Source organism: Azospirillum sp. INR13 (genome assembly GCF_015390205.1).
Lineage (GTDB): Bacteria > Pseudomonadota > Alphaproteobacteria > Azospirillales > Azospirillaceae > Azospirillum.
In genome coordinates, this window is record NZ_VUOI01000001.1 from 313,489 (window position 1) to 334,971 (window position 21,483).

Below are 21,483 nucleotides of genomic sequence, written 5' to 3' on the forward strand. Positions count from 1 at the left end.
TGCATGCGGCGCAGCCGGGTAGAAAGAAATGGTGCCCAGGAGAAGACTCGAACTTCCACGACATTTCTGCCACAGGTACCTGAAACCTGCGCGTCTACCAATTCCGCCACCTGGGCTCGGTGCTCGGTGTGTGGGCGGTTGTTTAATGATCCGGCCGGGGGGCGTCAACAGCTTTTTTCCGGCCCCTTCATTTTTTTGCCGCATCGCGGGTTTTCACCCCATCGCCGGCCGGCGCGGCAATGCAGTCCCTAGATTGGCGGCGGCCCATTCGCTATAAGCATGCCCGCAGTTCCAGCAGTCCTCATGGCGACACACAGTCGGACGACGCGCGGGGGCGCGCGGAAGCGGGTCAGCCGCCGCGTGAAAGCCCCGGTTACGGCGCGCAACGACACGGGAGACGGTCGATGTCCTATCGCACTCAGGTTATCACGGTGTTCGGCGGTTCGGGCTTCATCGGCCGCCACCTGATCCGGCGCCTCGCCAAGTCCGGCGCCCAAATCCGCATCGCCACCCGCAATCCGGGCAAGGCCACGTTCCTGAAGACGGCCGGCGCCGTCGGCCAGATCGTCCCCTTCGCCACCGACTGCACCAAGGACGAGTCGGTCGCCCGCGCCGTGCAGGGCGCGGACGTCGTCATCAACCTGCTGGGCGTGCTGTACGAGCGCGGGAGCCAGAGCTTCCAGGGCGTGCATGTCGATGCCGCCGCCCGCATCGCCCGTCTGGCCGCCGCCAACGGCGTCAACCGGCTGATCCACGTCTCCGCCATCGGCGCCGACGCCAACTCCGCCTCCTCCTACGCCCGCTCCAAGGCGGCCGGCGAGCAGGCGGTGCTGTCCGCCTTCCCGGCCGCGACGATCCTGCGCCCCAGCATCGTCTTCGGGCCGGAGGACAACTTCTTCAACAAGTTCGCCGCGATGGCGCAGAAGGCCCCCGCCCTGCCGCTGATCGGCGGCGGCAAGACCCGCTTCCAGCCGGTCTATGTCGGCAATCTGGCCGACGCCGTCGTCGCCTCGCTGGAGAACGACGCCAGCCGCGGCAAGACCTACGAGCTGGGCGGTCCGCGCGTCTACAGCTTCCGGGAGCTGCTGGAGCTGACCCAGAAGGACATCCAGCGCCACCGCCCGCTGGTGACCATCCCCTGGAATATCGCCGAATCGCTGGCCGGCATCCTGGAGAAGGTGCCGGTGCTGGCCCCGGCGCTGACCCGCGATCAGGTGGCCCTGTTGAAGCAGGACAACGTCGCGTCGCCGACCGCGCTCGGCTTCAAGGATCTGGGCATCACCGAGCTTGCCACCTGCGAGGTGATCCTGCCGACCTACCTGTCGCGCTTCATCGTCGGCGGCAAGTACAACAGCCTCACCGGCAACGCCCACTGAGCGGCGGAGCCGGTCTCGTGGCTCGCGAAAGCCCCGGCCCCTGCGCCGGGGCTTTCGCATTGGAGCTTTTGCCTTGAAGAGGCTGCGTGCGCTTGCCTCCTTCATCAGCGGCGCCGTCATCGGCACGCTGGGCGGCCTGATCGGGCTGGGCGGGGCCGAATTCCGGCTTCCCCTGCTGGTCGGCGCCTTCCGCTTCGCGGTGCTCGACGCCGTCATCCTGAACAAGGCGATGAGCCTCGTCGTCGTCGCCGCCGCCCTTCCCTTCCGTGCCGGAACCGTCCCGCTCGGCCTCGTCGCCGCCAACGGGACGGTGATCCTCAACCTGCTGGCCGGCAGCCTGCTGGGCGCCTGGATCGGGGCGGGCTGGGCGATGCGGATGGACCCCGCCCGGCTGCACCGGGTGATCGCCCTGCTGCTGGTGCTGATCGCCGGTGCCCTGCTGTTCGGCCACGGTGCCGCAGGCGGCGGACCGCCGCTGGACGGGCTGGCGCTGATCGCCGCCGGGACCGCCGCCGGCTTCGCCATCGGCGTGGTCGCCTCCATCCTGGGGGTGGCCGGCGGCGAGTTGCTGATCCCGACGCTGGTCCTGCTGTTCGACGTCGACGTCAAGCTGGCGGGCAGCCTGTCGCTGGCGATCAGCCTGCCGACCATGATCGCCGGCTTCTCCCGCTACGCCCGCGACCGCAGCCTGTCCGTACTGGCCCGGAACCGGGGATTCGTGCTGCTGATGGCGGCGGGATCGCTGGCCGGCGCCTTCATCGGCGGCCGGCTGCTGGGCGTCGTGCCCGAGTCGGTCCTGCTGCCGGTCCTGTCGGCGATCCTGCTGCTGTCCGCCGCCAAGATGTGGCGGCACTGAGAGGATCTGCCGGGTTCCGCCCGGTTCGGGCATGGCACGCCTGCCCCTTCGCTGCTTGATTTCCCCGCCGGCCGCCGTCATGTCGGCAGTTCAACAGCGACGGGACGGGTGATGACAGGGGCAGAGGATATCCGCGGCGGCGCGGGCCGGGTGGTGGAGCAGGCCGCCGCCGCGCGCTGGGCGACCGTCACCGCCTTTTTTCCTGAACGGCACCGTCTTCGGTGTCTGGGCGACCCAGATCCCGCTGCTGAAGAACCGGCTCGACCTCAGCCCGGCGGTGCTGGGGGTGGCGCTGCTCTGCCTTGCCGCCGGCGCGCTGACCGCGATGGTCGCCAGCGGGCCGCTGCTGGGACGGCTGGGCAGCGCCCCGGTGACGCGGGTGACCGCCCTGCTGTTCGCCGCCTTCCTGCCTCTGCCGGCGCTGGTGCCCGACGTGGTGACGCTGTGCATCGTGTTGGCGCTGTTCGGCGCGTCGGGCGGCACCATGGATGTCGCCATGAACGCGCAGGGCGCGCTGGTGGAGCGGCGGCTCGGCCGGCCGATCATGTCCTCGCTGCACGGCATGTGGAGCCTCGGCGGGCTGGCCGGCGCCGGACTGGGCGGGCTGCTGCTGCCGCTGATGGAGCCGGCGGCACAGGCCGCGCTGGTGTCGGTCGGGCTGGTCGCGCTGTTCCTGGCCTTGCAGGGCCGTTTCCTGCCCGACCGCAACGCCTCGACCGGCGGGCTGGTCCTGCCCGACCGCAAGACTCTGCTGCTCGGCTTGCTCGCCGCCCTGTCCTTCATGAGCGAGGGCGCCATCCTGGACTGGAGCGCCATCCACCTGCGCGACGATCTCGGCGCCCCGGCATCGCTCGCCGGCATGGGCTTCGGCGTGTTCTGCGCCGCGATGGCGGCGGGACGCTTCAGCGGCGACCGGCTGCGCCACCGCTTCGGCGGGGCGACGCTGATGAGCGTCGGCGGGCTGCTGGCCGCGGCCGGGCTGGGGCTCGTGCTGGCGGCCGGTGCGGTGGCGGACGGATCGCCGCTGCTGGCGATGGCCGGGTTCGGGCTGACCGGGATCGGCCTGTCGAACATCGTCCCGGTGCTGTTCAGCACTGCGGGCGCGGTGGACAGCGGCCACGCCGACCATGCCGTCGCCGCGGTGTCGACCATGGGCTACACCGGCGTTCTGACCGGCCCGCCGCTGGTCGGCTTCATCGCTCAGGCGACCAGCCTCGCCACCGCCTTCGCGCTGATCGCCGTGCTCGCCCTGTTCGTGGCCGTCGCCGCGGCGCGGGCGGTGCCGCGGTCGCACTGATCCGAGGGGCCGAGGCCGCGACAAAAGTAAAGTCGCAGCGTTGCCTATTTGACAGGCGGCGACACCATTTCCTATTGTTTGGGAATCGCCCACATTTTGGTGCGGCTCGGCCGACGTGGTGTTTTGAACGCCCGATGTCCGCATCACATAGGGAGTTGGCAGTGGTTCGGAACAAGCAGCTGCGCGACGAGATGATGCTCTGCTTCCAGGGAAGCCCGACCGGCCACGAAAGCTCGGACGTTCGGGATGACTGTGGGGCATCGGCACCGACGCTTGTCCGTCCCTCGAAGCCGCTGAAGGCCCAGACCCTCGTTCTGCGCAAACGCAGCCCACGTTCGATACCGGACGGCTCCCCCGCAATTCCTCCCGGCTACCGTTTGGCCACGCGGGAGGAGCTTTACGATACCGGCCGCGGTCACTTCGACCCGAGCGAAGTGAGCGTTTGTCCGCCGCAGAGCCGCGAAGAGATCGAGGCACTTGGCCGTGTTGTCGCCATGCTTGAGGCGCAGCTTCGCTGAACGAGGTGTGAGCGGAGTCATCTCTCAGCGCCGTCTCTTGGTTCCGGCGGCACGTGGGGCGTGCAGAGCGTGGCTTTGATGCGGCCCTTCGTCGCCAAGGCCAATGCCCATTGCAATCGGCGGAGACTTCCGGAAGAGTCCTTGCAAGACCCCGGCAATCCGCATGCATGATGATCAGACCTGTCCTTGTAGACTACAACGGCATCGCGTTTCCGGCGGACGATGACGACGCGGCGGCGCTTCATGCAGTTCTGCTGAAAGCGGTTCGCAGTCCGATGCACCCGGACGATGTCCGGCCGATTGCCGGAGAGACGGTGCTGATCATGTCGGTCAATCACGGCAGACGTACAGCCGGCGTCGCTTACCGCTGTGCCGTCATATCGCCGCCTGCGGGGACGGTCTACCGCATCGGCAACCGGCTTACGGATGAGCCATACATCCTCTTGTCGATACGGCACATGGTGGTCGGGAAACGCTGAGCCCGGCAGTTTCCCGCCGGGCGACGTCGCAGGACCATCCGCCGCATCACAGATACAGGAAGGCCAGCATGCCGGTGCCGATGACGATGCGGTACCAGCCGAAGGGGTGAAGCCGTAGCGGCCGACGAAGTCGACCAGCGTCTTCACCACCAGGGCGGCGGCGATGAAGGCGGTGACGAAGCCGACCAGGATCAGAAGGCCACTGTCCAGGCTCATCACCGACCAGTTCTTGTAGAGGTCGTAGACGGTGGCGCCGGCCATGGTCGGCACCGCGAGGAAGAAGGAGAACTCGGCCGCCGCCTTGCGGTCGACGCCCATCAGCAGGGCGCCCAGGATGCTGGCCCCCGACCGCGACACGCCCGGCACCAGCGCCAGGCACTGACAGAAGCCGATCTTCAGCGCCAGCGGGGCGGAGAAATTCTCGATCTTGTGATAGCGGGCGACCGGGATCAGCCGCTCCACCAGCAGGATGGCGACGCCGCCCAGGATCAGGGCGATGCTGACCACCGTCGGGTTGAACAGCAGCGTCTTGATGACGCCGTGCAGGGCGGCGCCCAGCACCATCGCCGGCAGGAAGCCGATCAGCACCGCCATCACGAAGCGCCGCGCGCCGGGATCGTCCTTCAGCCCTGTGGCGACATGCCACAGCCGCTGGAAATACACCACGCAGATCGCGAGGATGGCGCCGAGCTGGATCACCACCTCGAACACCTTGCCGGGCGGCCCCTGGAAGCCCAGCAGTTCGTCCAGCATGATGAGGTGACCGGTGGAGGAGACGGGCAGAAACTCGGTCAGCCCCTCCACCAGCCCCATCAGGGTGGCGTCCAGATATTGATCGATCATCATCGTGGCACGGAGCCTTCGGCACGGTTGGATGTTGCGGTGCTTATAGCAGGCGGGGCCGGTGCTTGGCGACGGCGAGGGTCGGTACCCCTATTTGCGAGATAGTCTCATTTGTGGACTAATTTTCTGTCTCGTTTTTGTGACGCTATGCCGCACCGCTCACGCATTCCAGCCTTGCGGGAGAAAAGGTCAACAAAACGGACCTATCGGTTCTTTTGTGCTTCCGCCGCTCTCGCGCATGCGTTATATGACGAGCGTCCGCCACTTTGCGGACGTTCGATTTCAACCCAGCCGGTCGGTGTAGGCCAACGCCGCAGCCCCCGGTCAGGCCCAGCAAGGCGATGTCCCCGCTGCAGACGACGGGGCCGCGAAGCGAAGGAGCAGACGTCATGGCGAACCAGAAAATGTTGGGCTTCGTGCACACCGCGCAGAAGATGCCCGACAAGCGGTCTGCCGCCGACCGTCGCCAGGACTTCGCCGAGATCTACGCCCGCTTCAGCGACGAGCGCGCCGGCGAGCAGGCCAACCGCTGCTCGCAATGCGGCGTTCCCTTCTGCCAAGTGCATTGCCCGGTCTCCAACAACATCCCCGACTGGCTGAAGCTGACCGCCGAGGGCCGCCTTGAGGAGGCCTACGAGGTCTCCCAGGCCACCAACAACTTCCCCGAAATCTGCGGCCGCATCTGCCCGCAGGACCGTCTGTGCGAGGGCAACTGCGTCATCGAGCAGTCGACCCACGGCGCCGTCACCATCGGCTCGGTCGAGAAGTACATCAACGACACCGCCTGGGAGAACGGCTGGGTCAAGCCGCGCAAGCCGGCCCGCGAGCTGGGCCTGTCGGTCGGCGTGATCGGCGCCGGCCCGGCCGGCCTCGCCGCCGCGGAGGAGCTGCGCGCCAAGGGCTACGAGGTTCATGTCTACGACCGCTACGACCGCATGGGCGGCCTGCTGGTCTACGGCATCCCCGGCTTCAAGCTGGAGAAGGACGTCGTCGCCCGCCGCGTCCAGCGTCTGGCCGATGCCGGCGTCATCTTCCATTCCAACTTCGAGGTCGGCCGCGACGCCTCGCTGGCCGAGCTGCGCGAGCGCCATGTGACGATCCTGGTCGCCACCGGCGTCTACAAGGCCCGCGACATCGAGGCCCCCGGCGCCGGCCTGAAGAACATCGTCCCGGCTCTCGAATACCTCACCACCTCCAACCGCGTCGGCCTGGGCGACTCCGTCGAGGCTTACGAGGACGGTTCGCTGAACGCCGCCGGCAAGAAGGTGGTGGTGCTCGGCGGCGGCGACACGGCGATGGACTGCGTGCGCACGGCGATCCGCCAGGGCGCGACCTCCGTCAAGTGCCTGTACCGCCGCGACCGCAAGAACATGCCGGGCTCGCAGCGCGAAGTGGCGCATGCCGAGGAGGAAGGCGTCGAGTTCGTCTGGCAGGCCGCTCCCGAGGCCTTCACCGGCAACGATGTCGTCACCGGCGTCCGCGCCGTGCGCATCCATCTGGGTGTCGCCGACGCCACCGGCCGGCAGACCCCGCAGGTGATCGAGGGCTCCGAGTTCACCGAGCCGGCCGACCTCGTCATCAAGGCTCTCGGCTTCGAGCCGGAGAATCTGCCGGGCATGTTCGGTTCCCCGGACCTGACCGTCACCCGCTGGGGCACGCTGCTGGTCGACCACCGCACCAAGATGACCAGCCTGGACGGCGTCTTCGCCGCCGGCGACATCGTCCGCGGCGCCTCGCTGGTGGTCTGGGCCATCCGCGACGGCCGAGACGCCGCCGAGGCGATGCACGCCTACGCCCAGACCGTCGGCGCGCCCAAGCTGGCGGTCGCGGCGGAGTAAGGTTTCCTTTCCACCGCTTCACCCGTGCCTTCACCCCTACCCTCCCCCGCTCTCGGCGGACCTAGGGTCCGCCTGCCGCGTCAGCACAAAGCAAGGCTTTGTGCGAGAGCTGGGCGGGGGAGGGAGTTTGGGGCGGAGCAGCGGCAGTCCCCTCCCCCGCGATCGGACCGGCCTTCGGCCGGCCGAGAGCGGGGGAGGGTTAGGGTGGGGGCACCGCCTCCACGACCTTGTCTACACCCCAGGGGGCCATCCCTTCCGCCCCCAGGTCAACGTCCAGACTGTGAAAGGGTCGTTCCATGACCACCGAGTTGAACCAGGGTGGAGCAGTTCGTCGCCGATTTCCGCGCCAACGCCGCGGCGCTGACCACTGCGCACGCCTACAATCCGGCCGACGAGCACGACGCCTGCGGCGTCGGCTTCATCGCCGCGATCGACGGCAAGCCCCGCCGTTCGGTGGTCGAGAAAGGCATCGAGGCCCTGAAGGCCGTCTGGCACCGCGGCGCGGTCGACGCCGACGGCAAGACCGGCGACGGCGCCGGCATCCATGTCCAGGTGCCGCAGAAGTTCTTCAAGGACCACGTCAAGGTCATCGGCCACACCCCGCCGGAGAACAATCTGGCGGTCGGTCAGGTCTTCCTGCCGCGCATCAGCCTGGACGCGCAGGAAGCCTGCCGCTGCATCGTCGAGACCGAGATCCTGGCCTTCGGCTACTACATCTACGGCTGGCGCCAGGTGCCGATCAACGTCGACATCATCGGCGAGAAGGCCAACGCGACCCGGCCCGAGATCGAGCAGATCATCATCGGCAATTCCAAGGGCGTGTCGGACGAGCAGTTCGAGCTCGACCTCTACATCATCCGCCGCCGGATCGAGAAGGCGGTGCATGGCGAGCAGATCAACGACTTCTACATCTGCTCGCTGTCGGCCCGTTCGATCATCTACAAGGGCATGTTCCTCGCCGAACAGCTGTCCACCTTCTATCCGGACCTGACCGACGACCGCTTCGAGTCGTCCTTCGCCATCTACCACCAGCGCTATTCGACCAACACCTTCCCGACCTGGCCGCTGGCCCAGCCCTTCCGCATGCTCGCCCACAACGGCGAGATCAACACGCTGAAGGGCAACGTCAACTGGATGAAGGCGCACGAGACCCGGATGGAGCATCCGGTGTTCGGCGCCAACATGGCGGACCTGAAGCCGGTGATCGGCGTCGGCCTGTCGGACTCGGGCGCGCTGGATTCGGTGTTCGAGGTGATGGTCCGCGCCGGCCGCAGCGCGCCGATGGTCAAGATGATGCTGGTGCCGCAGGCGCTGACCAGCTCGCAGACCACGCCGGAAAACCACAAGGCCCTGATCGCCTATTGCAACTCGGTGATGGAGCCGTGGGACGGCCCGGCCGCGCTCGCCATGACCGACGGCCGCTGGGTCGTCGGCGGCATGGACCGCAACGGCCTGCGCCCGATGCGCTACACCATCACCACCGACGGCCTGATCATCGGCGGGTCCGAGACCGGCATGGTCAAGATCGAGGAGAACCAGGTGGTCGAGAAGGGCCGCCTCGGCCCGGGCGAGATGATCGCCGTCGATCTCCAGGCCGGCAAGCTGTTCAACGACCGTGAGCTGAAGGACCATCTGGCCACCCAGAAGCCCTGGGGCCAGTGGGTCAAGAACACCACGCATCTGGACGAGCTGGTCAAGTCCGCCGCGCTGAAGGGCGAGGCGTCGGAAATGGAGAAGGAGGAACTGCGCCGTCGCCAGATGGCCTTCGGCCTCGCCATGGAAGACATGGAGCTGATCCTCCACCCGATGGCGGAGGACGGCAAGGAGGCCGTCGGCTCGATGGGCGACGACAGCCCCATCGCCGTGCTGTCCGACAAGTACCGCGGCCTGCACCATTTCTTCCGCCAGAACTTCTCCCAGGTCACCAATCCGCCCATCGACTCGCTTCGCGAGCGCCGGGTGATGAGCCTGAAGACGCGGCTGGGCAACCTCGGCAACATCCTGGACGAGGATGAGAGCCAGACCCGGTTGCTGCAACTCGACAGCCCGGTGCTGACCACCGCCGAATTCCGCGCCATGCGCGCCTACATGGGCGAGACGGCGGCGGAAATCGACGCCACCTTCCCGGCCGATGCCGGCCCGGACGCGCTCCGCGACGCGCTGCGCCGCATCCGCCAGGAGGCGGAGGACGCCGTGCGCGGCGGTGCCAACCACGTCATCCTGACCGACGAGGCGATGGGTCCGGCCCGCGCCGCCATCCCGGCCATCCTGGCGACCGGTGCGGTCCACACCCATCTGATCCGCTCCAACCTGCGCACCTTCACCTCGCTGAACCTGCGCACGGCGGAATGCCTGGACACCCATTACTTCGCGGTGCTGATCGGCGTCGGCGCCACCACCGTCAACGCCTATCTGGCGCAGGAAGCGGTGGCCGAGCGCCAGCGCCGCGGCCTGCTCGGCTCGCTGTCGCTGGAAAAGGCGATGACGAACTACAAGAAGGCCATCGACGACGGCCTGCTGAAGATCATGTCCAAGATGGGCATCTCGGTCATCAGCAGCTACCGCGGCGGCGGCAACTTCGAGGCCATCGGCCTCAGCCGCGCCCTGGTCGCCGAGCATTTCCCGGCGATGGTCAGCCGCATTTCCGGCATCGGCCTGAACGGCATCCAGAAGAAGGTTCTGGAGCAGCATGCGCTGGCCTATGCCGGCGAGGCGCTGCCCCTGCCGGTCGGCGGCTTCTACCGCTTCCGCAAGTCGGGCGACCGCCATGGCTGGGAGGGTGGGATCATCCACACCCTGCAGCAGGCCGTCACCAACGACAGCTACACCACCTTCAAGAAGTATTCGGAGCAGGTGAACAAGCGGCCGCCGATGCAGCTGCGCGACCTGCTGGAGTTCCGCACCACCAAGGCCGCCGTTCCGGTGGACGAGGTGGAGAGCATCACCGCGATCCGCAAGCGCTTCATCACGCCGGGCATGTCGATGGGAGCATTGTCGCCCGAGGCGCACGGCACGCTGAACGTCGCCATGAACCGCATCGGCGCCAAGTCCGACTCGGGCGAGGGCGGCGAGGATCCGGCGCGCTTCCGCCCGGACAAGAACGGCGACAACTGGAACTCCGCCATCAAGCAGGTGGCGTCGGGCCGCTTCGGCGTCACCGCCGAATACCTGAACCAGTGCCGCGAGCTGGAGATCAAGGTCGCCCAGGGCGCCAAGCCCGGCGAAGGCGGCCAGTTGCCCGGCTTCAAGGTGACGGAGATGATCGCGCGGCTGCGTCACTCGACGCCGGGCGTCATGCTGATCAGCCCGCCGCCGCACCACGACATCTACTCGATCGAGGATCTGGCGCAGCTCATCTATGACCTGAAGCAGATCAACCCGGACGCCAAGGTCACGGTGAAGCTGGTCAGCCGGTCAGGCATCGGCACCATCGCCGCCGGCGTGGCGAAGGCCAACGCCGACATCATCCTGATCTCCGGCAACTCCGGCGGCACCGGCGCCAGCCCGCAGACCTCGATCAAGTTCGCCGGCCTGCCCTGGGAGATGGGCCTGTCGGAGGTCCATCAGGTCCTGACGCTGAACAAGCTGCGCCACCGCGTGCGGCTGCGCACCGACGGCGGCCTGAAGACCGGCCGCGACATCGTCATCGCCGCCATGCTGGGCGCGGAGGAGTTCGGCATCGGCACCGCCAGCCTGATCGCCATGGGCTGCATCATGGTCCGGCAGTGCCATTCCAACACCTGCCCGGTCGGCGTCTGCGTCCAGGACGAGAAGCTGCGCGAGAAGTTCGTCGGCACGCCGGAGAAGGTCGTCAACCTCTTCACCTTCCTGGCCGAAGAGGTCCGCGAGATCCTGGCCCGCCTGGGCTTCCGCTCGCTGACCGAGGTGATCGGCCGCACCGACCTGCTGCATCAGGTCAGCCGAGGCGGCGCCCACCTGGACGACCTCGACCTCAACCCGCTGCTGGCCCAGGTCGATCCGGGCGAGAACGCGCGCTACTGCACCCTGCAGGGCCGCAACGAGGTGCCGGACACGCTGGACGCCCGCATCGTCGCCGATGCCCGCCCGCTGTTCGAGGAAGGCGAGAAGATGCAGCTCGCCTACAACGCCCGCAACACGCAGCGCGCCATCGGCACGCGGCTGTCCTCGATGGTGACGCGGAAGTTCGGGATGTTCGGGCTGCAGCCCGGCCACATCACCGTCCGCCTGCGCGGCACCGCCGGCCAGTCCTTGGGCGCCTTCGCGGTGCAGGGCATCAAGCTGGAGGTGATGGGCGACGCCAACGACTATGTCGGCAAGGGCCTGTCGGGCGGCACCATCGTCGTCCGTCCGGCGACCAGCAGTCCGCTGGAGTCGAACAAGAACACCATCATCGGCAACACGGTGCTGTACGGCGCCACCGCCGGCAAGCTGTTCGCCGCCGGCCAGGCGGGTGAGCGGTTCGCGGTGCGCAACTCCGGCGCCACCGTGGTGGTGGAGGGCTGCGGCTCCAACGGCTGCGAGTACATGACGGGCGGCACGGCGGTCATCCTGGGCAAGGTCGGCGACAACTTCGCCGCCGGCATGACCGGGGGCATGGCCTACCTGTACGACCCGGAAGACTCGCTGCCGCTGCACATCAACGAGGAAAGCGTCATCTTCCAGCGGATCGAGGTGCCCCATTACGAGGCCCAGCTCCGTGCCCTGATCGAGGAGCATGTCGCCGAGACGCAGAGCCGTTTCGCCGCCGAGATCCTCAACGACTGGCAGCGCGAACTCGGCCACTTCTGGCAGGTGGTTCCGAAGGAGATGTTGCACCGTCTGGCCGTGCCGGTGACCCTGCCGCGCGCCATCCCGGCGGAGTAAAGCCCCCTCCCGCAAGAGCGGACCATCCCCTCTCCCCCCCGCTCACGCGCAAACGGAGTTTGCGCTGACGCGACAGGCGGACCAAAGGTCCGCCGAAAGCGGGGAGAGGGTTGGGGTGAGGGGGGTGCACGGCGGGGATCTTCAAGAGTCGCGTACGAAAACGGCGCGCCATCCGGCAGGACGGCGCGCCGTTTCTCATTCAGGGTTGCGTCAACCGGCGGGTGGAGACAGCTCCAGCGTCATGACGATGCTGTCGAACTGGACGCCCGGCGCCAGGATCACCGACCGCGTTCCAACTGGGCGGAAACCAGCCGACGCATAGAAGCGTTCGGCGACGAGGCTGGACAGACAGTCCAGCCGGCGGACGCCGGCGACCCGCGCCTCCGCGATGCAGCGGCCGAGAAGGGCGGTGCCGACGCCCCGGCGCAACCAGCCGGGATGGGTGGCGAAGTGGCGGATGTGGCCGACCGTTGGATCCACAGGCTGGCAGGGCGCCCCCGGCGGCTCGCGGGTCCAGCCGCCGCAGCCGATGACGGCGCCGTCCTGCGCCACCGCCAGATGATAGGTGCCCGACCGCAGCAGCAGCGGGTTGGCCCGCATCATAGCCGGCAGGGCGCGCTCCAGCACGTCCGCCGGATAGCCTGCGGCCATCAGCGGCGGATACGACGCCTGGAGCAGTGCGCCGACCGCCTCGGCATCCTCCGGCCCCGCCGGCCGGATGGAGACACCGGAATCGCTCACGGCTCGAATTCCCACGGCTCATCCTTGGCCGCCGCGATCCACTCCCGCATCGCCGGCAGGGCCAGCACGGCGTCCATGTAGGCGCGCGACGTCGGTGACACCGCGACGCCGTAGGTCTCCAGCCGCGTCACCACCGGGGCGAACATGGCGTCGGCGATGGAGAAGGGACCGAACAGGAACGGCCCGTCCCTGCGGTCCCCGAAGCGGGCGCGGGCGTCGGCCCACAGCGCCTCGATGCGCGCGATGTCGGCGGCGGTCGTGTCGGTCATTCCCTGGCCCTTGCGGTCGCGCTTGAGGTCCATCGACATGGTGGTGCGCAGGGAGACGAAGCCGGAATGCATCTCCGCCGACACCGAGCGCGCCACCGCCCGCGCCGCCCGGTCCGCCGGCCACAGCCGGACCTCGGGCGCCAATTCCGCCACATACTCGCAGATTGCCAGCGAGTCCCAGACGGTCAGCCCGTCATGGATCAGGGTGGGCACGCGGCCCGATGGCGAATGCTCGGCGATTCGGGCGGCGGTGTCGGGCTGGCGCAGGGGAATGACGGTCTCGGTGAAGGCCAGACCGGTGTGCTTGAGCGCCAGCCACGGGCGCAGCGACCAGGACGAATAGGTCTTGTTCCCCATCACCAGGGTCAGGTCGGACATCGGACGGCACCTTTCGAAGCGGGCAAACAGCGGGGGCGTGAGCATGACCCACCTCACGGACCGCAACAAGCCTTCCGGTTGCGCCGGGGCAGGCATCCGCCCTACCCGCGCGACAAACCTCCTCCGGATGTTTCCTTGGAGCGGCTATACTGAGCAGCTGAATGGGCGAATAGGCCATCCATTTGGAAAACGTCGTTGATCTGTGGCTTTCCGCGAGGCACTCCATGACCCGGAAACTGTTCTGGGACGATCCCTACCGCACCCGCCTGGAAACCCGCATTGCCGGGGTGGACGGCGACGAGATTACGTTGGAGGCCACCATCCTCTACGCGCTTTCCGGTGGGCAGGAGAGCGATGCCGGCACCATCGGCGGCTTCGAAGTGCTGGAAGCCCGCAAGGACGGCCGCGAGATCCGCTACAGGCTCGCGCCCGGCCACGGCCTCGCCCCCGGCGACGCCGTTGCGGTGGCGATCGACTGGGAGCGCCGCTACCGGCTGATGCGCCTGCACTTCGCAGCCGAGATCGTGCTTGAACTGGTGATGGGCCGCCTGCCCGGCATCCACAAGGTCGGCGCCCACATCGCCGCCGACAAGGCGCGCGTCGACTTCGCCTTGAACGAGCCGATCACCCCGCTGCTGCCCGAATTGGCCGAACAGGCGGCGCGCATCGTTGCCGCCGACACCCCCATCCTGAGCGGCTTCAGCGACGAGGCCGCCGAGCGCCGCTTCTGGGAGATCCCGGCTTCGCCCGGGTTCCTTGCGGCGGCACGCATCTGCGCCGAACGGGCGAGATCGGCGCGCTGACGCTCAAGCGCCGCAACACCGGCAAGGGCAAGGAGCGGATCGAAATCGCACTGGTCGACGCTCAGCCGACAGCCGTGGCCCGGTCGGGAAGCCAATAGACTCCTGATGGACGATTGAAGGCCGGAAAAGGCCATCGTGGTTCATTCAAGCACTGGCAGCTTTGACTCCCTATGATAGGATAGTTTGCCTAGATCGCCGGGGAGGCCGTGGTATGTTTCGATGAGTCGTTTCATTGGAGCCGTTCGTTCGCTCCGCCATTCCGGCGTTATCGCCGAACCGCCACGTCCCCGGCGTTTGAGACAATGGAACATCACCGGAAGGCTGTTTCACAGTGTTTCATCCGTTCCATTCGTGCCTGTCGAAACGACGCGACGGGTGGAGCATGGCGGCCGGATGGAACAGTGGAACATGCTTGGAAAACCGTTCCACACTGTTCCACACCTCGGCTTTCACAGCCCGCCCATGCCTGCCCGGCGCATGCCACCCCTTTCCAGCCGCCCACCGGCGCGCCATCCTTGGGGGATGGGCATCCGCATCGGATGCGTGACGTGATCTCGCAAGAAGGATCCTCAGTCTTGCTCGCCACCCTGCTTGCCGTCGACGGCCCCGACACCGTCGCCCTCACCCCCGTGACCAAGGCCGGGCTACCCGACTGGCTGGCCGCGCAATCGCCGGCCACAGCATCCTGGGTCAAGGCGGTGGGCTTCACCGGCGAGGCCGGATCGACCGTCTTCCTGCCGGGACCGGACGGGGGCGTCGCCCATGTGCTGGCCGGCGTGTCGGCCGTCGACGATCTGTGGGCCTTCGCCGGCCTGCCCGCCTCGCTGCCGGCCGGCTCCTACAAGATCGATGCGGCGCTGGACGCCCGGGCGGCGACGCGGGCGGCGCTGGGCTGGGCGCTCGGCAGCTACCGTTTCAGCCGCTACAAGAAGCCGCCGGAGAAGGGCTTCGCCAATCTGGTCTGGCCGGCGGAGGCCGACCGCGGCGAGGTGGAGCGGGCGGCGACCGCCACCTGGCTGGTGCGCGATCTGGTGAACACCCCGGCCTGCGACATGGGACCGGCGGAACTGGCCCAGGCGGCGCAGGATCTGGCCGCCGAGTTCGATGCGGCAGTCGAGGTGATCATCGGGCAGGACCTGCTCGACCGCGACTATCCCGCCATCCATGCCGTCGGCCGCGCCAGCCCGCGGGCGCCGCGGCTGATCGACCTGCGCTGGGGCAACCCGAACCATCGCAAGGTGACCATCGTCGGCAAGGGCGTGTGCTTCGACACCGGCGGGCTGGACCTGAAGCCATCGTCGGGCATGCTGATGATGAAGAAGGACATGGGCGGAGCGGCGCATGCGCTGGCGCTCGGCCGGATGATCATGATGGCCGGGCTGCCGGTGCGGCTGCGCGTGCTGGTGCCGGCGGTGGAAAATGTCGTGTCGGGCGACAGCTTCAAGCCATTGGACGTGCTGAAGACCCGCAAGGGCCTGACGGTGGAGGTCGGCAACACCGACGCCGAAGGCCGCCTGATCCTGTGCGACGCGTTGGCCGAGGCCGATTCGGAAAAGCCGGAGCTGCTGATCGACTTCGCCACCCTGACCGGCGCGGCCCGCGTGGCGCTGGGTCCCGACCTGCCGGCGCTGATGTGCAACGACGACGCGCTGGCCAACGACCTGACGGAGGCTGGGAGCGCGGTGGACGACCCGATGTGGCGGCTGCCGCTGTGGGCGCCCTACCGCAAGGGGCTGGACAGCAAGGTGGCGGACATCAACAACGTCACCACCAACGGCTTCGCCGGCGCCATCACCGCCGGGCTGTTCCTGCAGGAATTCGTGTCGAAGGACACGCCTTGGGCGCATCTGGACACCTATGCCTGGAACGGTTCCGCCCGTCCCGGCCGTCCGGAAGGCGGCGAGGCGCTGGGCCTGCGCGCCGCCTATGCCGTGATCGCCAAGCGGTTCGGCTGAGGTTACAGCCGGCGGGGGCAAGGGGCGGCAGGAAGGGTGGGGAATTGGCTGAATTCGTCCCCGCCCCTTTCCCCTGAAGGGATGGAATGCGCAAGCGGATCGTATTAAAACGGAAGAATAGGAAACCTGACGTGCAAGAATGAACCGCCCGCCGTCGGCGCGAGGTGGGCGGATCGGTGGAGGCGGACAGATGGCGTTGAAGGTTCGCGAGGATTACCGGACCCTCACCGGCCCGGAAAAGGCCGCCATCATGATGCTGGCTCTGGGCGAAGAGCATGCCACCAGACTGTTCTCGCTGATGGACGACGAGGAGATCAAGGAGCTGTCCCAGGTGATGGCGAACCTGGGCACCGTCTCGGCCAACCTGATCGAGCGCCTGTTCGTCGAGTTCGCCGAGCAGATGTCGGCCACCGGCTCCCTCGTCGGCTCCTTCGATTCGACCGAGCGCCTCCTGATGAAGACCCTGCCGAAGGACAAGGTCGACCAGATCATGGAGGAAATCCGTGGTCCGGCCGGCCGCACGATGTGGGACAAGCTGGCGAACGTCAACGAGTCGGTGCTGTCCAACTACCTGAAGAACGAGTATCCGCAGACCGTCGCCGTGGTGCTGTCCAAGATCCGTCCGGAACATGCCGGCCGGGTGCTGACCCAATTGCCGGAAAGCTTCGCGATGGAAGTCGTCATGCGCATGCTGCGCATGGAGGCGGTTCAGAAGGAAGTTCTGGACGATGTGGAGCGCACGCTGCGCACGGAGTTCATGACCAACCTCGCCCGCACCAGCCGCCGCGACAGCCACGAAATGCTGGCGGAGATCTTCAACGGACTGGACCGCACCACCGAGCATCGCTTCATGGCGGCGCTGGAGGAGCGCAACCGCGACAGCGCCGAGCGCATCAAGTCGCTGATGTTCACCTTCGAGGATCTGTCGAAGCTCGACCCCGGCGGCGTCCAGACGATGCTGCGCACGGTGGACAAGCAGAAATTGGGCACCGCGCTGAAGGGCGCGTCGGAAACGCTGAAGGACCTGTTCTTCTCCAACATGTCCGAGCGCGCGGCCAAGATCCTGCGCGAGGACATGGCCGCCATGGGTCCGGTCCGCGTCCGCGACGTGGACGAGGCGCAAATGTACATGGTGCAGTTGGCAAAGGATCTCGCCGCCCGCGGCGAACTGGTCATCTCCGAAGGCGGCGGCGAGAACGAACTGATCTACTGACCGGCGATCCGGCCATGGAGGTGCCGCATGGGAGACATGGCGGACGGAAAACGGGATTGGGTGGCGGTCCGCCGCGACGCGGAAACTGGCATCGAGACGATCCGTGCCCATTTCCGCGGCCATGCCTATGACCTGCACGACCATGACGAACTGCTGGTCGGCGTCACCGAACAGGGGGTGCAGGCCTTCCGCTGCCGGCGGCGGCTTCACACCAGCACCCCGGCCGCGTCATCCTGATCGAACCTGGCGAGGCCCATGACGGCCATAGCCCCGCTGAGGACGGCTTCACCTATGCCATGCTCTACCTGCCGGTGCCGCTGCTGACCGCGCGCACCGATGCCTTGAACGGCTTGATGCCGCGCGCCGCCGGCTGTCTGGGCTTCCGCGACACGCTGGCCGACGATCCCGGACTCGCCGCGACGATCCTGACCGCCTTCCTGGCCCTTCACCGCGGGGAGGGGCGGCTTGCCCGCGACCTGTCGGTGGACCGTCTGGCGGCGAGGCTGGCCGGCCATCTTGCCCCGCCGCCGGACCGCCAGCGCCTGCGCCCCGACCGCGCCGCTGCCCTGGCGCGCGACCTGCTGCACGCCCGCATGGCCGAGGATGTCGGACTGGACGAGTTGTCGGCCGCGGCCGGCGTCGACCGTTTCCGTCTGAACCGCGCCTTCCGTGCCGCCTTCGGCCTGTCGCCGCATGCCTATCTGGTCCGGCTGCGCCTGCGCGCCGCCCGGCGCCGGCTGGCCGACGGCGAGGCGCCGGCCCTGGTCGCGGCAGAGGTCGGGTTCGCAGACCAGAGCCATCTCGGCCGCTGGTTCCGCCGCGCCTACGGCATGACGCCCGCCGCCTACCGCGATCTGTGCACGAACGTTCCAGACTGAGACGCGATCATCCGGCATCTGGATGGGCGAAGGAGAACTCTCATGCCCGATACCCAGATGACCGAACCCATCGCCGCTGACGCACCCGTCCGCTTCGACACCAAGGTCGCGCTGGTCATCCGCGCTGATCTGCCGGTGTGGCAGAAGCTGAACGTCGCCGCCTTCCTGGCCACCGGCATCGCCGCCGCGGCCCCCGAAGCGCTGGGCGAACCCTATGTCGACGGTGCCGGCCGCCGCTATGGCCGGATGCTCGGCCAGCCGATCATGATCTTCGCAGCCGATGGCGACCGGCTGCGGGCGGTCCGCGACGGCGCCTTGGAACGGGGGCTGACACTGGTGCCCTACGTCGCCGCCATGTTCGCCACGGGGCACGATGCCGCCAACCGTGCCGCTTTCCGGGCCGAGGATCCGGCCGGCCCCGATCTGGTCGGGCTGGCCCTGCGCGGGCCGAAGAAGGCGGTCGACAAGACGGTGAAGGGGCTCGTCCTGCACGGGTAGAAGGCGACGGCCGTTTCCGCCCTCACAGCTCCTGCGGCAGGGTGATCGTCACCATCGTGCCGGCTCCCGGCGTGCTGTCGAAGGCGATCCGGCCGCCGAGCGGGCCGGTCACCGTGTTGAAGACGACGGCCAGACCCAACCCCTTGTGGCCGCGGGGGCGGGCGGTGGTGAAGAAGGGATCGGTCAGGAGCGGCAGATGCTCCGCCGGAATGCCGGCACCGCGGTCGCGGACGATCAGGTTCCAGGCCGGGACCGCATCCAGCATCGCCGGCTCCACCGCCACCTCGACGGCGCCGGGACCACCGGCATAGCCATGGGCGGCGGCGTTGGCGAACAGGTGGTGCAGCACCCGCTCCAGCGGTTGGGTGCAGCCGATCCAGGGACAGGGGGCACCCGGCATCACCCGCAAGGCCAGCGGCAGGTCCGGATGCTGGACGGCGAACAGCGCCGCGATGTCGGCCGCCGTCTGGCGCAGGTCCAGCGCCTCCAGCGGTTCGGCGTTCTGGCAGGCGGCGATGGCGGAAAACGCCTCCACCAGATCCACCGCGCGCGCGAGATTGGCGTCGAGCAGGGCGGCCGGCTCCCGCAACTCCTCTGTCGCGAGCGGGCCGTTGCCGGGACGGGCCAGCTCCTGCAGGTGGCTGGCGGCGGTGACGCAGACGCCGAGCGGCGTGTTCAACTCGTGCGCCAGCCCGGTCACCGCCTGGGTGATGGCGCGCTGGCGGGCCAAAGCCGATTCGGCGATGCGGGTGCGGCGCTCCAGATCCTCGCGCACCACCCGTTCAGACACCTCGCGGATCATCCGGCTGAGTTCGCGCAGCAGCTTCGCCAGCAGATCGGGCGAGGGGGAGATCAGCGCCAGGAACAGCTCGCGTTCCAGCTCGAACACCGTCACCGGCGTGGCGGCGATCACCGAGGCGGAGCGGGCGCCGCCGTCGATCAGCGCCATCTCACCGAAACAGTCGCCGGCGCGGCGGAATCCGACCTCCACCTGACCGCCGAACTGGTCGTTGCGCACCACCCGCACCGTGCCGTCCAACAGCACGTAAAGCGAGCTGGCGCCGTCGCCTTCGCGCATCAGCACCGTGCCGACCGGTGCATCGAACACCCGCCCGCGCGAGGCCACGGCCGCGCGCTCCTCCGGCGAGAAGGCCTCGAACAGCACGATGCCGTCGAGGATTCCGCCGGGCGTGGTGGTGCCGGTGGCTGCGCTGGTCATGGCGGACGGATGCTCCCAAAGGGCTAATCCCGGCAGCATAAACCAAGCAACCGGGGCACAGCGAGACGTTAACCGATGCGTTCGCGAATCGGAAACTTGCTTTCGCGCATCAGGCGGTCCAGCAGGCCGCGCGACCCGGTCTCGCACAGGTCCAGCACCTCTTCGAAGCCGTCGGGGCCGCCGTAGTAGGGATCGGGAACCTCGCGGCCCTCAAGTCCCGGCGCATCGTCCAGGAACAGGCGGAGCGCCGCGGTGGTACCCGGCGGAGCGATGCGGCGCAGCTGGGCCAGATGGCCGCGGTCCATCGCCAGGATATGGTCGAAGCGGGTGAAGTCGGCCACAACCACCTTGCGGGCGCGCAGAGCCGACAGGTCGACGCCGCGGGCCAGCGCCGCGCGTTGCGTGCGCGGATCGGGCGGCTCGCCGACATGATAGCTGTGGGTGCCGGCGGAATCGGCGGTCACATGCGGCCCGAGACCGGCGCGCTCGGCCAGATGGCGGAACACCCCCTCGGCAGTCGGCGAGCGGCAGATGTTGCCCGTGCAGACGAACAGGACCTTGACCACCTGCGGTATCCCCCTTCCTTCTTTTCAGCGGCTTTACATCCGGGCGCGACGAGCGTACGCCGCAGCAGTTTTCCACATGACCGGTTTCCGAACCGTTAGATCGGATCGCGTAAAATCGGACTCGATTTGAAGCGTGAATCCGATCGCCAGATATCAAGGGGATGCCATGCCCTCACCCGCGCTGACCAACCGCCTGCGTCCGACCGACTCGATCGTCATCCTGACCGGGGCCGGAATTTCCAAGGAGTCGGGGCTGGACACCTTCCGCTGCGCCGGCGGCATCTGGAGCCAGGTCGATCTGGAGGATGTGGCGACGCCGCAGGGCTTCGCGCGCAACCCCGACCTCGTCCACCGCTTCTACAACGACCGCCGCCGCGGCCTCGCCGACCCGGCGGTGCAGCCCAACGCCGCGCACCGGGCGCTGGCGGAGCTGGAGCGGCGCTGGAAGGGCGATGTCCTGCTGGTGACCCAGAACATCGACGACCTGCACGAGCGCGGCGGATCGACGGCGCCGCTGCACATGCATGGCGAACTGCTGAAGGCCTTCTGCCTGCATTGCCGCACGGTGACGGAGGTGCAGGGCGACCTGTCGGTGCACGACCATTGCCTGACCTGCGGGCGCAAGGGCGGCATGCGGCCGGACGTGGTCTGGTTCGGCGAGATGCCCTACCAGATGGAGCGCATCCAGCGGGCGCTGGAGGAATGCGACCTGTTCGTGTCGATCGGCACGTCGGGCCATGTCTACCCCGCCGCCGGATTTGTGGCAGAGGCGCGGTCGGCCGGCGCCTATACGGTCGAGCTGAACCTGGAACCCTCGGAAGGCGCGTCCTATTTCCACAGCTCGATCAACGGCCCGGCGACCGAGGTGGTGCCGGCCTTCGTCCAGGATTTGCTGTCGATTGTCCGATGAC

Annotated in this window: 18 protein-coding genes, 1 tRNA gene and 2 pseudogenes; 15 read left to right on the top strand and 6 right to left on the bottom strand. The window is 68.1% G+C overall.

The genetic code is table 11. From position 1 onward, the window contains the following. Nucleotides 1-29 precede the first annotated feature (29 nt). Nucleotides 30-116: transfer RNA gene (locus F1643_RS01570), tRNA-Leu, on the bottom strand. Nucleotides 117-404: 288 nt separating this feature from the next. Here F1643_RS01570 and F1643_RS01575 point away from each other — a divergent pair. The 5 genes from F1643_RS01575 (at nucleotide 405) to F1643_RS01595 (ending at nucleotide 4,526) form a co-directional block, all read left to right on the top strand. Next, the gene (locus tag F1643_RS01575; protein ID WP_194910032.1) at nucleotides 405-1,376 is read left to right on the top strand and encodes a complex I NDUFA9 subunit family protein; all 972 of its coding nucleotides are present in this window, start codon (nucleotides 405-407) and stop codon (nucleotides 1,374-1,376) included. A 73-nt stretch (nucleotides 1,377-1,449) separates the two neighbouring features. Beyond that, nucleotides 1,450-2,232, top strand: coding sequence for a sulfite exporter TauE/SafE family protein (locus F1643_RS01580; protein ID WP_255542284.1), 783 nt, complete (start codon nucleotides 1,450-1,452; stop codon nucleotides 2,230-2,232). A gap of 247 nt (nucleotides 2,233-2,479) precedes the next feature. After that, the gene (locus F1643_RS01585; protein ID WP_255542301.1) at nucleotides 2,480-3,529 is read left to right on the top strand and encodes an MFS transporter; all 1,050 of its coding nucleotides are present in this window, start codon (nucleotides 2,480-2,482) and stop codon (nucleotides 3,527-3,529) included. Between the two features lie 161 nt (nucleotides 3,530-3,690). Beyond that, nucleotides 3,691-4,047 (top strand): hypothetical protein, encoded by a 357-nt coding sequence (locus F1643_RS01590; protein WP_194910034.1) that lies wholly within the window; start codon nucleotides 3,691-3,693, stop codon nucleotides 4,045-4,047. A gap of 167 nt (nucleotides 4,048-4,214) precedes the next feature. Then, complete coding sequence (locus tag F1643_RS01595) at nucleotides 4,215-4,526, top strand: hypothetical protein (protein WP_149223851.1); 312 nt, start codon at nucleotides 4,215-4,217, stop codon at nucleotides 4,524-4,526. Nucleotides 4,527-4,572: 46 nt separating this feature from the next. Here the strand turns inward: F1643_RS01595 and F1643_RS01600 are convergent. Further along, nucleotides 4,573-5,372: pseudogene (locus F1643_RS01600) on the bottom strand (undecaprenyl-diphosphate phosphatase). Between the two features lie 386 nt (nucleotides 5,373-5,758). On the opposite strand from F1643_RS01600, the gene F1643_RS01605 reads away from it, so the two are divergent. After that, nucleotides 5,759-7,207 carry an NAD(P)-dependent oxidoreductase gene (locus F1643_RS01605; RefSeq protein WP_194910036.1) on the top strand — a complete coding sequence of 483 codons (1,449 nt, stop codon included), beginning with the start codon at nucleotides 5,759-5,761 and terminating at the stop codon, nucleotides 7,205-7,207. 318 nt (nucleotides 7,208-7,525) lie between these two features. Further along, entirely contained in the window at nucleotides 7,526-12,052 is a 4,527-nt protein-coding gene (gene gltB / locus F1643_RS01610) for a glutamate synthase large subunit (protein WP_194910037.1), read from the top strand. A 210-nt stretch (nucleotides 12,053-12,262) separates the two neighbouring features. Here the strand turns inward: gltB and F1643_RS01615 are convergent, their stop codons facing one another. Beyond that, complete coding sequence (locus tag F1643_RS01615) at nucleotides 12,263-12,793, bottom strand: GNAT family N-acetyltransferase (protein WP_370540426.1); 531 nt, start codon at nucleotides 12,791-12,793, stop codon at nucleotides 12,263-12,265. Beyond that, nucleotides 12,790-13,440, bottom strand: a complete 651-nt coding sequence (locus F1643_RS01620; protein ID WP_194910038.1) for a glutathione S-transferase family protein — start codon at nucleotides 13,438-13,440, stop codon at nucleotides 12,790-12,792. The genes F1643_RS01615 and F1643_RS01620 overlap by 4 nt, the downstream gene beginning before the upstream one ends. A 224-nt stretch (nucleotides 13,441-13,664) precedes the next feature. On the opposite strand from F1643_RS01620, the gene F1643_RS01625 reads away from it, so the two are divergent. The 7 genes and pseudogenes from F1643_RS01625 (at nucleotide 13,665) to F1643_RS01645 (ending at nucleotide 18,787) form a co-directional block, all read left to right on the top strand. Beyond that, nucleotides 13,665-14,243 carry an alanyl-tRNA editing protein gene (locus F1643_RS01625; RefSeq protein WP_255542285.1) on the top strand — a complete coding sequence of 193 codons (579 nt, stop codon included), beginning with the start codon at nucleotides 13,665-13,667 and terminating at the stop codon, nucleotides 14,241-14,243. After that, entirely contained in the window at nucleotides 14,231-14,341 is a 111-nt protein-coding gene (locus F1643_RS21960; protein ID WP_370540433.1) for a hypothetical protein, read from the top strand. Before F1643_RS01625 ends, F1643_RS21960 begins: the two co-directional genes overlap by 13 nt. A gap of 477 nt (nucleotides 14,342-14,818) precedes the next feature. After that, entirely contained in the window at nucleotides 14,819-16,198 is a 1,380-nt protein-coding gene (locus F1643_RS01630; protein WP_194910039.1) for a M17 family metallopeptidase, read from the top strand. Between the two features lie 190 nt (nucleotides 16,199-16,388). Further along, a complete protein-coding gene (fliG, locus tag F1643_RS01635; RefSeq protein WP_194910040.1) occupies nucleotides 16,389-17,411 on the top strand; it encodes a flagellar motor switch protein FliG in 1,023 nt (340 codons plus the stop codon). Nucleotides 17,412-17,447: 36 nt separating this feature from the next. Continuing rightward, nucleotides 17,448-17,824: pseudogene (locus tag F1643_RS21965) on the top strand (AraC family ligand binding domain-containing protein); the annotation flags it as partial. A 180-nt stretch (nucleotides 17,825-18,004) separates the two neighbouring features. Then, nucleotides 18,005-18,289, top strand: a complete 285-nt coding sequence (locus F1643_RS21970; RefSeq protein WP_255542305.1) for a helix-turn-helix domain-containing protein — start codon at nucleotides 18,005-18,007, stop codon at nucleotides 18,287-18,289. A gap of 42 nt (nucleotides 18,290-18,331) precedes the next feature. After that, nucleotides 18,332-18,787: a DUF2000 domain-containing protein gene (locus F1643_RS01645; RefSeq protein WP_255542286.1), complete on the top strand. Its 456-nt coding sequence runs from the start codon at nucleotides 18,332-18,334 to the stop codon at nucleotides 18,785-18,787. 22 nt (nucleotides 18,788-18,809) lie between these two features. Here F1643_RS01645 and F1643_RS01650 read toward each other — a convergent pair whose 3' ends face one another. Together F1643_RS01650 and F1643_RS01655 are read right to left on the bottom strand one after the other, a co-directional pair. Then, the gene (locus tag F1643_RS01650) at nucleotides 18,810-20,006 is read right to left on the bottom strand and encodes a sensor histidine kinase (RefSeq protein ID WP_194910041.1); all 1,197 of its coding nucleotides are present in this window, start codon (nucleotides 20,004-20,006) and stop codon (nucleotides 18,810-18,812) included. 68 nt (nucleotides 20,007-20,074) lie between these two features. After that, complete coding sequence (locus tag F1643_RS01655; protein ID WP_194910042.1) at nucleotides 20,075-20,572, bottom strand: low molecular weight protein-tyrosine-phosphatase; 498 nt, start codon at nucleotides 20,570-20,572, stop codon at nucleotides 20,075-20,077. Between the two features lie 166 nt (nucleotides 20,573-20,738). Here F1643_RS01655 and F1643_RS01660 point away from each other — a divergent pair, with 166 nt between their 5' ends. Continuing rightward, nucleotides 20,739-21,482: an NAD-dependent deacylase gene (locus tag F1643_RS01660; RefSeq protein ID WP_194910043.1), complete on the top strand. Its 744-nt coding sequence runs from the start codon at nucleotides 20,739-20,741 to the stop codon at nucleotides 21,480-21,482. Nucleotide 21,483: the final 1 nt, after the last annotated feature.